Raw genomic sequence first — 13446 nt, 5'->3', positions numbered from 1 at the left:
TCATGTCAGCGCTCCAGGTTGTCGAATTGAATGCGCGGGTCGACCCACACGTAGCAGAGGTCGGAGATCAGCTTGGTCGCGAGCCCGATCAGCGTGAACAGATACAGCGTGCCGAGCACGACCGGATAGTCGCGCCGCACGACCGATTCGTACGACAGCAGCCCGAGGCCGTCGAGCGAGAACAGCGTCTCGATCAGCAGGCTGCCCGTGAAGAACGCGCCGATGAACGCGGCCGGAAACCCGACGATCAGCGGCAGCATCGCGTTGCGGAACACGTGCTTCCACAGCACGGTGCGCTCGGCGAGCCCTTTCGCGCGCGCGGTCAGCACGTATTGCTTGCGGATCTCGTCGAGGAACGCGTTCTTCGTCAGCATCGTGATCACCGCGAAGCTGCCGACGACCGAGGCCGTGATCGGCAGCGCGATGTGCCACAGATAGTCGAGCACCTTGCCGGCGAGCGACAGCTGCGCGAAGTTGTCCGACGTGAGCCCGCGCAGCGGGAACAGCTGCCAGAACGAGCCGCCGCCGAACAGCACCAGCAGCAGCACGCCGAGCACGAAGCCCGGGATCGCATAGCCGACCAGCACGACGAGGCTCGTCGCGAGATCGAACGGCGAGCCGTTGCGCACGGCCTTCGCGATGCCGAGCGGCACCGAGATCAGGTACGTGACGAAGAACGTCCACAGCCCGATGCTGATCGACACCGGCAGCTTCTGCACGATCAGCGACCACACGCTCTGGTGGCGGAAGTAGCTGTCGCCCAGATCGAAGCGCGCAAAGCGCTGCAGCATCAGCCAGTAACGCTCGAGCGGCGGCTTGTCGAAGCCGTACAGCGCCTTGAGCTGCGCGAGCTGCTGCGCGTCCACACCCGTATGCGCGCGCATCCCGAACGGCGCCGCGCCCTGCTCCGTCGCGCCCTTGCGCAGTTCCTGCACGGCCTGCTCGACCGGACCGCCGGGCACGAACTGGATCACGGCGAACGTGAGTGTGAGCACGCCGACGAGCGTCGGGATCATCAGCAGCAGGCGTTTGAGGATGTAGCTCCACATAGGGCGTCGACTCGCGAACGATAGGCTGGGTTGGACGAAGGGCCGGCAGGCTTCAGTGATCGGGCTTGGCCCACCAGGTCGACACGACCCAGCCCTCGGCCGAATAGTACAGCGGCAGCGTTTGCGGATAACCGAGCGTGTGCCTGTAGGCGATCCGGTGCGTGGTGCTGTACCACTGCGGGACCGCGTAATAGCCGTGCATCAGCACGCGGTCGAGCGCATGCGTCGCGTCGAGCAGGTCGACGCGCGTCTGCGCGGCGCCGAGCGCATGCAGCAGCGTGTCGACGGCCGGCGACTTCAGGCCGACGATGTTGTCGGAGCCTGGTTCGTCGGCGAACTTGCTGGCGTAGCGCGAGAACTGCTCGGCACCCGGCACCTGCACGCCCGGCAAACGGACCGTCGTCATGTCGTAGTCGAACGCGTCGAGCCGCTTTTGCAGCAGCGCGTAATCGGCCGTGCGAAAGCGCGCGTCGATGCCGAGCTTCGCGAGATTGCGCTGGTAGGCGGTCACGACACCTTCCATCGCCGCACCCGAGTCGTCGAGGATCTCGAACGTGAACGGCTCGCCCTGCGCGTTGCGCAGCGCGCCGTCGCGATAGGTCCAGCCGGCCTGCGCGAGCAGCGTGCGGGCCTTCAGCAGGTTCGCGCGCAGCGTGCCCGGCGGGCTCGTGGTCGGCTGCGTGACCATCGGGCCGAACACGGCCGGGTCGAGTTGCCCGCGCAGCGGCTCCAGCAGCTTCAGCTCGCCCGGGCCCGGCGTGCCGGTCGCCTGCAGGTCGGTGTCGGCGAAATAGCTGTCGAGGCGCGTGTACGCGCTATAGAACAACTGACGGTTCAGCCATTCGAAGTCGAACGCGAGATCGAGTGCCTGGCGCACGCGCACGTCGCGAAACAGCGGCCGGCGCAGGTTCATGAAAAAGCCCTGCATGCCCGCGCCGTTGTGCTGGCGGAATTCGCGCTTGACGAGCTCGCCGCTGTCGAAGCGCTTGCCGACGTCGCGCCGCGTCCAGTTGCGCGCGATGTACTCGACCAGCACGTCGTACTCGCCAGCCTTGAACGCCTCGAGCCGCGCGACGCCATCGCCGTACAGCTTGTAGACGATGTGTTCGAAGTTGTTGGTGCCGACCCGCACCGGCAGGTCGGCGCCCCAGTATGCGGGATTGCGCCGGTACGTGATCGTGCGGCCGTTGTCGTAGCGCTCGATCAGGTACGGGCCGCTGCCGATCGGCTGCTCGAACGCGAGCTGGTCGAATGGAATCCGCGAACCGTCCGCGCGCAAGCCCCACTTGCGCGAGAACACCGGCACGCCGCCGGCGATCAGCGGCAGTTCGCGGTTCGCGCTGCGGAATTCGAATCGCACCGTCGCAGGGTCGACCACCACGGCCTTCGCGATTTCGGCGAAATACGCGCCGAACTGCGGCGCGGCCAGCTTGCTCTTCAGCGTGTCGAACGAAAATTTGACGTCGTCGGCCGTGACGGGATCGCCGTTCGAGAAGCGCGCGCGCGGGTTCAGGTGAAACGTGACCGAGCGGCGGTCCGGCGCGATCCCGATGTCGTCGGCGAGCAGCCCGTAGGCGGACGCCGGTTCGTCCGAGCTGCCGGTCGCGAGGCTCTCGAACAGCATGTCGATGCCCGGCGCGGGGTTGCCGCGCATCGTGAACGGATTGAACTTGTCGAACGACGTCAGCCGGCTCGGGTTCGCGAGCACGAGCGTGCCGGCCTTCGGCGCGTCCGGATTCACGTAGTCGAAATGCTTGAAGCCCGGCGGATATTTCGGCTCGCCGTACTGGGCGATCGCATAGGCCGCGTGCGCGGCCGCCGCGGCCAGCACCGCCTGAATTGCCCATACTGCCGCCGTGCGGCCGGCGGCCCGTACCGCATACGCGGCGCCGAAGCGGATGCGCGTGGCGGCGGTCCGGGGCGAACCCTTCGTCATAGAAGCCCTGTCGGTCGATTGAGGGGTGTAACGTGGGTCGATTCTACCCATTCAATTCGACGTCGAGCCAGCCTGCGGCTGTTCGTGCGTGGCGCCGGCGCGTCGCGACATCCGCGCGCGGCCCGCGCAGGCAAAAGAAAACCGCCACGTGGGCGGTCTTCATCTCATGCGCGCACGCAGCACGCGTGCGCCGCATGTCGATCAACGCCAGCCGTTGTGGCGGCCGTTATCCCAGTGACCGCGATCGCGATCGTGATCGCCGCCCCAGCCGCGGCCGTGATGGCGATACCAGTCATCGCGGCCCCAGTAGCGGCGGCCGTCCCAGTAGCGGTCGCCGTGCCAGCCGATCACGATCGCCGGCGCGTAGACGGGTGCCGGTGCATAAACAGGCGCCGGTGCGTACACGGGCGCCGGCTGGTAGACGACCGGCGGAGGCGGCGGCGCATACACGGGCGCGGGCGCAACGTAGACCGGAGCCGGCACGCCGACGTTGATCCCGACATTGACTCCCGCCATTGCTGCGCCCGACACGAGCAAGGCCGTCATACCGGTCAAGAGCGAGGCAACACGCAAAGTCTTCATGGATTCCTCTTCGAGTTGTTTCATGTGTGATTCGACTATAACGGCAAGCACCGTCCCCGCATATTTCAAGTTTGTAAGAACTGATGCGCCGCATCGCAACGGGAAGCGCTCGCTAACGTCTTGTAACAATTGACGCCCGGCCTTGCTGCGCCGGCCGCCGGCGTTCTCGGCCCGTTCCTGAAACATCTTTCATCCTGGCCCGCGCCGGGCGTTAAGCGACGCCACGCACACTGCGCGAGCCGATGCACGCTCCCGCCGCGCTTCGGCACCTCGCTGACAGGCCGGCGCCCCCGCGCCGGCGGAGACCTCGCCGATGCTGAAACTCGTCCGACTCGCGCTCGCGCGCCCCTATACGTTCATCGTCCTTGCCCTGCTGATCCTGATCGCGGGACCGCTTGCGGCACTGCGCACGCCGACCGACATTTTCCCCGACATCCGGATTCCGGTCATCAGCGTCGTGTGGAACTACGCGGGCCTGCAGCCGGCCGACATGGCCGGACGCATCGTCACATATTACGAGCGCACGCTCGGCACGACGGTCAACGACGTCGCGCACATCGAGTCGCAATCGTTCCGCAGCTTCGGGATCGTCAAGATCTTCTTCCAGCCGAGCGTCGACATCCGCACCGCGACCGCGCAGGTCACGTCGATCTCGCAGACCGTGCTCAAGCAGATGCCGCCCGGCACCACGCCACCGCAAATCCTCAACTACAACGCGTCGACCGTGCCCGTGCTGCAGCTGGCGCTGACGAGCGACACGCTGAACGAGCAGCAGCTCGGCGACTACGCGACCAACGTGATCCGGCCGCAGCTGCTGTCGGTCGCAGGCGTCGCGATTCCGTCGCCGTATGGCGGCAAGGTACGCCAGGTGCAGATCGACCTCGATCCGCAGGCGCTGCAGGCGAAGGGTTTGTCCGCGCAGGACGTCGCGACCGCGCTCGCGCAGCAGAACCAGATCATCCCCGCCGGCACGCAGAAGATCGGCCGTTTCGAGTACAACATCCGGCTCAACGACAGCCCGCTGACCATCGACCAGCTCAACGCGCTGCCGATCCGGACGGTGAACGGCGCGGTGATCTTCATGCGCGACGTCGCGCATGTTCGCGACGGCTTTCCGCCGCAGGGCAACATCGTGCGCGTCGACGGGCGCCGCGCGGTGCTGATGAGCGTGCTGAAAAGCGGCTCGGCGTCGACGCTCGACATCATCGCCGGCGTGAAGGCGCAGTTGCCGCGCATCGAGGCGACGCTGCCGCCGTCGCTCCGGCTCGTCGTGATGGGCGACCAGTCCGTGTTCGTCAAGGGCGCCGTGAGCGGCGTGGCGCGCGAAGGCCTGATCGCCGCCGCCCTCACGTCCGCGATGATCCTGCTGTTCCTCGGCAGCTGGCGCTCGACGCTGATCATCGCCGCGTCGATTCCGCTCGCGGTGCTGGCGGCGATCGCCGCGCTCGCCGCCGCGGGCGAGACGCTGAACGTGATGACGCTCGGCGGGCTCGCGCTCGCGGTCGGCATTCTCGTCGACGACGCGACCGTCACGATCGAGAACGTGAACTGGCACCTCGAACAGGGCAAGGACGTCCGCAGCGCGATCCTCGACGGCGCGTCGCAGATCGTCGCGCCGGCGTTCGTGTCGCTGCTGTGCATCTGCATCGTGTTCGTGCCGATGCTGCTGCTCGACGGCGTGGCGCGCTTCCTGTTCGTGCCGATGGCCGAAGCGGTGATCTTCGCGATGATCGCGTCGTTCGTGCTGTCGCGCACGTTCGTGCCGATGATGGCGCGCTACCTGTTGCGCCCGCACGCCGCGCATCCGGCGGCCGTCATCGCGCCGCACGGCGCGTCGCACCCGCCACCGCGCGCGCGCAATCCGCTCGTCGCGTTCCAGCAGGGATTCGAGCGACGCTTCGGGGCGTTGCGCACCGGCTACCGCGCCGTGCTCGGCCTCGCACTCGCGCACCGCGCGCGCTTCGTCGCGCTGTTCCTCACGGCGGTCGCGCTGTCGTTCGTGCTGGTGCCGTGGCTCGGCCGCAACTTCTTCCCGTCGGTCGACGCGGGCGAAATTGCGCTGCACGTGCGCGCGCCGATCGGCACGCGCATCGAGGAAACGGCCGCCCTGTTCGACCGCGTCGAACGCACGGTGCGCGGCGTGGTGCCGCCGCGCGCGCTCGCGAGCATCGTCGACAACATGGGCCTGCCGAACAGCGGGATCAACCTCACGTACAGCAACAGCGGCACGATCGGCCCGCAGGACGGCGACATCCTCGTGTCGCTCACGGGCGACCACGCGCCGACGGCGGACTATGTAAGGCAACTGCGCACCCTGCTGCCGCGCGCGTTTCCGGGCGTGACGTTCTCGTTCCTCCCTGCCGACATCGTCAGCCAGATCCTCAACTTCGGCGCGCCCGCGCCAATCGACGTGCAGGTGACGGGCCCCGATCTCGCCTCGAACCGCGCGTATGCGACCGAGCTGCTGCGGCGCATCCGCACGGTGCCGGGCGTCGCCGATGCACGCGTGCAGCAGGCGTCGACCTATCCGCAGTTCACGGTGTCGGTCGATCGCGCGCTCGCCGCGCAGCTCGGCATTACCGAGCAGGACGTCACCGATGCCGTGGTGGCGAGCCTGTCCGGCACGAGCCAGGTGTCGCCGACCTACTGGCTCGATCCGCACAACGGCGTGTCCTATCCGATCGTCGCGCAGACGCCGCAATACCGGATGACGTCGCTGTCGGACCTGCGCGCGCTGCCCGTCACGGGTCGCTCGGGCGCCCCGCAATTGCTCGGCGGGCTGGCGACGATCGTGCGCGGCCAGACCGATGCGGTCGTGTCGCACTACGACATCGCGCCGCTGTACGACATCTTCGCGACGACGCAGGACCGCGACCTCGGCGCGGTCAGCGCCGACATCGACCGCCTGCTGCGCGCAAGTGCCGCCGACCTGCCGAAGGGTTCGCGCGTGACCGTGCGCGGCCAGGTGCAGACGATGAACAGCGCGTTCGGCGGGCTGCTCGCCGGCCTCGCCGGCGCGGTGCTGCTGATCTACCTGCTGATCGTCGTGAACTTCCATTCGTGGCGCGACGCGTTCGTGATCGTGAGCGCGTTGCCGGCGGCGCTCGCCGGCATCGTATGGATGCTGTTCGTCACGCGCACGCCGCTGTCGGTGCCGGCGCTGACGGGCGCGATCCTGTGCATGGGCGTCGCGACCGCGAACAGCATCCTGGTCGTCACGTTCGCGCGCGAACGGCTCGCGCATACCGCCGACGCGACCGTCGCCGCGCTCGAGGCCGGCTTCACGCGCTTTCGGCCCGTGATGATGACCGCGCTCGCGATGATCATCGGCATGGCGCCGATGGCGCTCGGCCTCGGCGACGGCGGCGAACAGAACGCGCCGCTCGGCCGCGCGGTGATCGGCGGCCTGCTGTGCGCGACCGTCGCGACGCTCGTGTTCGTGCCGGTCGTGTTCAGCCTCGTCCACCGGCGCGATCGCGCGCCCCATTCCGAATCCGTGTCCCTCACTCCGGGAGAACAGCATGTCCACTGAATTCGACGTCCGTCCCCCCGGCACGCCGCGTTACCTGAAGCCGCTCGCGATCGCGGGCGTGATCGCCGCCCTCGCCGCTGCCGCAGCCGGCCTCGTCGAGCGCGCGCACGATGCGCACGCGGTCGCCGCGTGGACCGCCCGCCAGGCGATTCCGACCGTCGCGACGGTCGCACCGCAACCGGCCAGCGCCGATGCGCTGACGCTGCCCGGCCGCCTCGACGCATACGTCGACGCGCCGATCTACGCACGCGTGCCCGGCTACCTGCACGCGTGGTACGTCGACATCGGCGCGCACGTGAAGGCCGGCCAGCTGCTCGCGTCGATCGATACGCCCGATCTCGACCAGCAGTTGCAGCAGGCGCGCGCCGACCTGCAAAGCGCGACCGCGAACGAACGGCTCGCGACCGTCACCGCCGCGCGCTGGGCCGAGATGCTCGCGCAGGATTCCGTATCGCGGCAGGAGGCCGACGAGAAGCGCAGCGATCTCGACGCGAAACGCGCGGCCGTTGCCGCCAGCACCGCCAACGTGAGGCGGCTCGAAGCGCTCGAATCGTTCAAGCGCCTCACCGCGCCGTTCGATGGTGTCGTGACCGCGCGCAAGACGGATGTCGGCGCACTGATCGACGCGGGCAGCGGCAACGGCGCCGAACTCTTCACCGTATCGGATGCGCGGCGGCTGCGGCTCTACGTCCATATTCCGCAAGACGATGCGGGTGCGATCCGCGCGGGCATGCAGGTCGCGCTGACCGTCCCCGAGCGGCCCGGCACGACGTTCGATGCGACGCTCGCGGATTCCGCGCAGTCGATCGATCCGGCTTCCGGCACGCTGCTCGCGCAGTTCTCGATCGCCAACCCGGCAGGCACGCTGTTCCCGGGCGAATACGCGCAGGTGCGGATCGCGGTGCCCAACGCCGCGCATGCGCTGACGATTCCGGCGAGCACGCTGATCTTCCGCCGCGACGGGCTGCAGGTCGCCGTGCTCGATGCGAACGGGCATGCGCGGTTGCGCAACGTGTCGATCGCAACCGATCTGGGCACGCGCGTCGAGATCGCGTCGGGGCTCGACGCCGGCGACCGCGTGATCGACAATCCGCCCGATTCACTCGCGGACGGCGACCCGGTGCGCATTGCCGGCACCTCGACCACGGAGCGTGCGCATGGCTGACCGTACGCTCGCTGCATGGCTGGGTAGCGTCGCGCTGCTCGCCGGCTGCTCGTTCGCACCGGCGTATCGTGCGCCGGCCGTGCCGGTGCCGGCCGCGTTTCGCGAAACCGGCCCGTGGGTCGATGCCGCGCCGGCCGACCGTCTGCCGCGCGACGGCTGGTGGCGCGTGTACGGCGATGCGACGCTCGACCGGCTCGAACCGCTCGTCGCACGCGCGAATCCCGACCTCGCCGCCGCCGTCGCACGGCACGACGAAGCCGACGCGTTGTTCGACGAGGCGCACGCGGCATTGCTGCCGACCGTCGGCATCGCCGCCGAGACCGACCGCGACCGGCAGTCGGCGCGCCGGCCGCTGCGTGGCAGCGGGCAGCCCGATGTCTACGAATCGAACACGCTCGAAGCAGGGTTCAGCTACGACCTCGATCTGTGGGGCAAGGTCCGCAACACGGTCGCCGCCGGCCGCGACAACGCGCAAGCCGCCGCCGACGACCTCGCCTCCGTCCGGCTCAGCCTCGAGGCCCGCGTCGCCAGCACCTATTTCGATCTCGCGGGACTCGACCGCGAAGCAGACTCGCTCGCGCAAACGATCGACGCATATCGCCGCGCGTGGCAGCTGACGGTCAGCCGTCATCGCGGCGGGCTGGCATCCGGGCTCGACGTGTCGCGTGCGCAGACCCAGCTCGCGCTCGCGCAGGCACGCGCGTCCGACATCGCCGCGCGCCGCGCGCTCGACGAGCATGCGATCGCGGTGCTCGTCGGCGTCTCCGCGTCGACCTTCTCGCTGCCGGCCGCCACCGCGCTGCCCGCCATTCCGTCGATTCCGACCGGGCTCGCGTCGACGCTGCTCGAACGGCGACCGGACGTTGCCGCCGCGGAACGTCGCGTCGCAGCCGCTAACGCGCGGATCGGCGTCGCACGCGCCGCGTACTTCCCGGACCTGTCGCTCGGCCTCGATGCCGGCTTCCAGAGCGATACGTTTTCGCCGTGGCTCGCCGCGCCGAACGAGATCTGGTCGATCGGGCCGCGTCTCGCGACGACGCTGTTCGACGGCGGCCTGCGCGCGGCCGGCGTACGCAACGCGCGTGCGCAGTTCGCCGAACAGGGCGCGCGATACCGGGCGGTCGTGCTGGTGGCGTTCCGCGAGGTGGAGGACGATCTCGCGCTGCTGCATCGGCTCGGCGACGAATCGGCCCAGGACGACACGGCGCTCGTCGCGTCACGGCAGTCGCTTGCGCTCGCGATGTCGCGCTATCGCGACGGTGCCGTCAGCTATCTCGACGTGGTCACCGCGCAGACGACCGAGCTCGATACGCAGATCGCGTCGCTCGATGTCGATGCACGACGCCTGCAGGCGTCGGTCGGGCTCGTGCGCGCGCTCGGCGGCAGCTGGCGCGACGCGCGTTCATGAACGTTTCTTCATCGGCGTGCCGGCTGCCTGGCGGTGCGCGCCCGCTAACGTGTTTCCTGCCGGCGTCACAACCGTGGCGCCGGCCTCCGTCATTCGCACAGGACCCCGCCATGAAGACCTTGCTGTTCGCCACCCTGCTCTCCGCCCTCTGTATCGCATTGCCCGGCCGCGCCGATGCGGCGCCATCCGATGCGGCCAGCGCGCCACACCCGCTCGCATTGACCGCGCCCGCAGCGGCGTCATCGCGCGACGCGTGGCATGCGCCGGCGGCTACCCCGCTCACGCGCGCACAGGTCTATCGCGACCTCGTTCGCGCCGAACGCGACGGCCAGCTCGCGCAGCTCGATCGCGAGCTTTATTCGCACTGATTCCGCGACCACGGATACGCCGTGCCATCTGCCGGCATCCGCTCGCCATCCGCCAGCCTGAACAGATGCCGCGTCGTCACCGTCCCGCGTCGAACCTGAACCCGAAGCGCGCGATCGTTTCGATGCTCGCGGAAAATGCATGGGTGGCCAGCTTGCGCCGCAGCCGCACCACCAGCGCATTGACCGTTTCAGGTTCGATGTCGGCTTCGCCCCATGCATAACGCAGCACGGCGTCGCGCCCGACCGGCCGCCCCGCTTCGCGCAGCAGGCATTCGACGACCCGGAATTCCCGTGCGCTGAGTGCCAGCCTGCGGCCGCGCTCCTCGAGCGCACGCGTTGCCGCGTCGAGCCGCACCGACTCGCGCAACGCGATCACGCCCGTGCGGCGCCACAGCGCACGCAAGCGCTCGTGCAGTTCCACGAATGAACACGGCTGTGCGAGACACACGTCGCAACCGGCCTGCAGCATCCGCGCACGCCGCGCGGGCGTCGCACCGACGACGAGCGCGGCAATCGTCGCGCCGCCGGCCGATGCGGCAAGCCGCGGCAAGATCTCGAGCACCGTCGCACCGGCGGCCGCATCGGGTTCGACCAGCACGATCGCGTCGAAGCGGTCCTGGGTCGCCGCGAAGCAGCCGTCGCGCCAGCCGTCGGCGCGCTCGACGCCGTGCATGCTTTCGCGGAAGGCCTTGTCGAGCCGCGCCGCCTCCGGCGTCGGTGGTGAAATCAGCAGGATGCGCATCGACCGTGCTCCGGCGCCATCATGCGAGCGAGCGCGGCCAGCATTCGACCGTGATCGCTGCGCCGGCCGGCGGCGCATCGCCGATCCGCAGCGCGAAGCCGTGCACGCGCATCACCGCCGACACGACGCTCAACCCGAGCCCCGATCCGTTCACGTGACGCGTGCGCTCGCCGCGATAAAAGCGCTCGAGCACCGCGTCGCGCTCGCCGGGCGCGATGCCGGGACCGGTATCCTCGAACCGCACGAGCGGGCCATTCGGCGTCGCCTGGAGCACGACGCGCACGCGACCGCCGGGCGGCGTGAACTTGATCGCGTTGTCCGCGAGATTGCTGAACGCCTCGAACAGCAATGCGCGGTCGCCATGAATGCCGTCGACCGGCACCGCATCGAGCTCGAACGCCACGTCGCCCGCTTCGGCCAGCGGCTCGTACAGTTCGCACACGTCGCACAGCAATGCCGCGACGTCCACCGCGGCGAAGCCGCCGCGCCGGCTCAGCGTACCGATCTCGGAGATGCGCAGCATCGCGCGAAAGCGCTCGAGCAACCGGTCGGTTTCATCGCGCGCCGACGCCAGCAGTTGCGCCGAGGCGGGATCGTGCGCGCAATGCGGCTGTTCGGCGAGCCGCGCGAGCATCGTGTGCACGCGCGCGAGCGGCGTGCGCAGATCGTGCGCGATGCCGTCGCAGGTATGACGCACCTCGCCCATCAAGCGCTCGACTTCATCGAGCATGTGGTTCACGAGATGCGCGAGCAGGTCGAGTTCGTCGTAGCGGCCCACCGGCAGACGCTTGCCGAGATCGCCCTCGGCGATCTGCCGCGTGACGCGCCGGATCGCAGCCACGCGGCGCATCTGCCGCATTCCGAGCATGCTGCCACCCGCGATGCCCGCGATCAGGATCAGCACGCCGCCGACCACGAGCCCGCGGATCGCGACTTCGCGAATCTGGATGAAATGCGACAGGTCGCGTGCGACGACCAGCGTCATCCCGTTGTCGCGGCGCACGGCCATCGCACGCGTGATCGGCGCGGGCTGGCCGTCGAGGGGCGCGAGCGTGCGGTCCAGCGTGCGCCCCTGGCGATCCGTGCGCAGCACGGGCGGCGTCGCGATGTCACCGGCCACGCGGCGCCCGGTTGCGTCGAACAGTCCGTAGAAACTCGTATGCATGTGTTCGTGCTCGAGCCGCCGATGGATCGCGAGCGGCAGCTCGGCATCGGGAATCGAATCGAAGTAGATCAGCTGCCACGCGAGCACCTCGTCGGTGTCGCGCGTCATCGTGTGCGTCGCCGCGACGTTGATCACGCCCGCAAGCAGCAGCAACGAAACCGAGAAGATCACCGCATACGCGCACAGCCAGCGAAACGTCGTCGTATGCCAGCGACGCGTGAAGTTCGCCGCACGGGCCGCATCCATCGGTGCCTCCGTCATCCAAGCATGTAGCCCGAACCGCGCACCGTCTGGATCATCGGCGCAGCGCCAGGCGGGTCGATCTTCTTGCGCAGCCGGCCCATGTGAACATCGATCAGGTTGGTGCCCGGGTCGAAGTGATAACCCCATACGGCTTCGAACAGCATCGTGCGCGTGATCGTCTGGCCGGCGTTGCGCATCATGAATTCGAGCACGCGAAACTCGGTCGGAAGCAGCGGAATCTCGTCGGCGCCGCGGCGCGCGCAGCGCGAAATGAGATCGAGCTCGAGCGCGCCGACCGTCAACAGCGTCTGTTGCGGCACGCCCGATGCCTGCCGGCGCCGCAACAGCACTTCGATGCGTGCGCTCAGCTCGCCGGAATCGAACGGCTTGGTCAGGTAGTCGTCGCCGCCCGCGCGCAGCCCACGGATGCGCTCGTCGACATCGCCGAGCGCGCTGAGCATCAGCACCGGCGTATCGATTCCGACCGTGCGCATCGCGGTCAGGATCGCGAGACCGTCCGCGCCCGGCAGCATTCGATCGAGCGTGATCGCGTCGTAGGACGCACTCATGGCGCGCATCATCCCCTCGCGGCCGTTGTCGATCCAGTCGACTTCGAACCCGCGCGCGGTCAGCTCGCCGACGATCTCGTTCGCCGTCACCGCATCGTCTTCGACCGTCAGTACTCGCATGCATGCCCTCGCTTTGAACGTCACGGCAGGCGCATCCCATGCGCCCATGCTCATCGTAGACGACCCGATCGCCGTCCGGTGTCACATGAAAATTGCTTCATCCGGCGCCGTGCGAAACCGGGTGAAACATGTTTCATCCGTGCGTCGCCCGCCTGGTCCTGCGCCGCACCTACGCTGACGTCATGCGGCATTGGGCCGCGAAACCAGGAGCCACCGGATGAAACTGTCGACTACCCTCGCCTGCCTGCTGCTCGCATGCGCCAGCACCGCCGCGTTCGCGGCGCCCCACCTGACGCCGCAGGAATGCAACGCCTACCCGTTCGTCCACACGCAGCACGACGTCACGCATGCGGATCTCGTGCGCGAGCTGACCGAACTCGAACGGGTCGGCTACGATCCCGCGCACAGCAGCCCCTACTACCCGGACGATCTCGACGGCGCGAAGCACCGGCTCGCCGCCGAATATCGCGCGGACTGCACGCACGCGTTGACCGCGGACGCGGGCACCGGCACGCATTGACCGGCACGCGAGGCGCGACCGAAACGAAAAAAGGCGGCACTCGCGTG

General features: G+C 68.8%; 11 protein-coding genes. 5 read left to right on the top strand and 6 right to left on the bottom strand.

Annotation, left to right across the window (positions count from 1 at the left end; genetic code table 11):
* Window positions 1-5 precede the first annotated feature (5 nt).
* From GEM_RS06820 to GEM_RS06810, 3 genes are all read right to left on the bottom strand, one after another.
* Window positions 6-1049: a microcin C ABC transporter permease YejB gene (locus GEM_RS06820; protein ID WP_014896692.1), complete on the bottom strand. Its 1044-nt coding sequence runs from the start codon at window positions 1047-1049 to the stop codon at window positions 6-8.
* Between the two features lie 52 nt (window positions 1050-1101).
* On the bottom strand, window positions 1102-2985 hold the full coding sequence (locus tag GEM_RS06815) for an extracellular solute-binding protein (RefSeq protein WP_014896691.1): 1884 nt from the start codon (window positions 2983-2985) through the stop codon (window positions 1102-1104).
* A gap of 201 nt (window positions 2986-3186) precedes the next feature.
* Window positions 3187-3567 carry a hypothetical protein gene (locus GEM_RS06810; RefSeq protein ID WP_014896690.1) on the bottom strand — a complete coding sequence of 127 codons (381 nt, stop codon included), beginning with the start codon at window positions 3565-3567 and terminating at the stop codon, window positions 3187-3189.
* Window positions 3568-3880: 313 nt separating this feature from the next.
* Between GEM_RS06810 and GEM_RS06805 the strand changes: the two genes are divergently transcribed.
* The 4 genes from GEM_RS06805 (at window position 3881) to GEM_RS06790 (ending at window position 10040) form a co-directional block, all read left to right on the top strand.
* Window positions 3881-7099, top strand: coding sequence for an efflux RND transporter permease subunit (locus GEM_RS06805; RefSeq protein WP_014896689.1), 3219 nt, complete (start codon window positions 3881-3883; stop codon window positions 7097-7099).
* Window positions 7089-8264 (top strand): efflux RND transporter periplasmic adaptor subunit, encoded by a 1176-nt coding sequence (locus GEM_RS06800; RefSeq protein WP_014896688.1) that lies wholly within the window; start codon window positions 7089-7091, stop codon window positions 8262-8264. The genes GEM_RS06805 and GEM_RS06800 overlap by 11 nt, the downstream gene beginning before the upstream one ends.
* A complete protein-coding gene (locus GEM_RS06795) occupies window positions 8257-9672 on the top strand; it encodes an efflux transporter outer membrane subunit (protein WP_014896687.1) in 1416 nt (471 codons plus the stop codon). Before GEM_RS06800 ends, GEM_RS06795 begins: the two co-directional genes overlap by 8 nt.
* A gap of 110 nt (window positions 9673-9782) precedes the next feature.
* Window positions 9783-10040, top strand: a complete 258-nt coding sequence (locus GEM_RS06790) for a DUF4148 domain-containing protein (protein WP_014896686.1) — start codon at window positions 9783-9785, stop codon at window positions 10038-10040.
* A 76-nt stretch (window positions 10041-10116) separates the two neighbouring features.
* Here the strand turns inward: GEM_RS06790 and GEM_RS06785 are convergent, their stop codons facing one another.
* From GEM_RS06785 to GEM_RS06775, 3 genes are read right to left on the bottom strand one after another with little or no spacing between them, the layout of a single operon-like run.
* On the bottom strand, window positions 10117-10782 hold the full coding sequence (locus GEM_RS06785) for a response regulator transcription factor (protein WP_014896685.1): 666 nt from the start codon (window positions 10780-10782) through the stop codon (window positions 10117-10119).
* A 19-nt stretch (window positions 10783-10801) separates the two neighbouring features.
* Window positions 10802-12193 (bottom strand): sensor histidine kinase, encoded by a 1392-nt coding sequence (locus tag GEM_RS06780; protein ID WP_014896684.1) that lies wholly within the window; start codon window positions 12191-12193, stop codon window positions 10802-10804.
* Window positions 12194-12204: 11 nt separating this feature from the next.
* Window positions 12205-12879, bottom strand: a complete 675-nt coding sequence (locus GEM_RS06775) for a response regulator transcription factor (RefSeq protein WP_014896683.1) — start codon at window positions 12877-12879, stop codon at window positions 12205-12207.
* A 217-nt stretch (window positions 12880-13096) separates the two neighbouring features.
* Between GEM_RS06775 and GEM_RS06770 the strand changes: the two genes are divergently transcribed.
* Complete coding sequence (locus tag GEM_RS06770; RefSeq protein WP_014896682.1) at window positions 13097-13399, top strand: DUF4148 domain-containing protein; 303 nt, start codon at window positions 13097-13099, stop codon at window positions 13397-13399.
* The last annotated feature ends 47 nt before the right edge of the window (window positions 13400-13446 follow it).

The sequence above is a fragment of the Burkholderia cepacia GG4 genome (assembly GCF_000292915.1).
Classification (GTDB): Bacteria; Pseudomonadota; Gammaproteobacteria; order Burkholderiales; family Burkholderiaceae; genus Burkholderia; species Burkholderia cepacia_D.
This window is presented reverse-complemented; position numbering and strand designations above follow the sequence as displayed.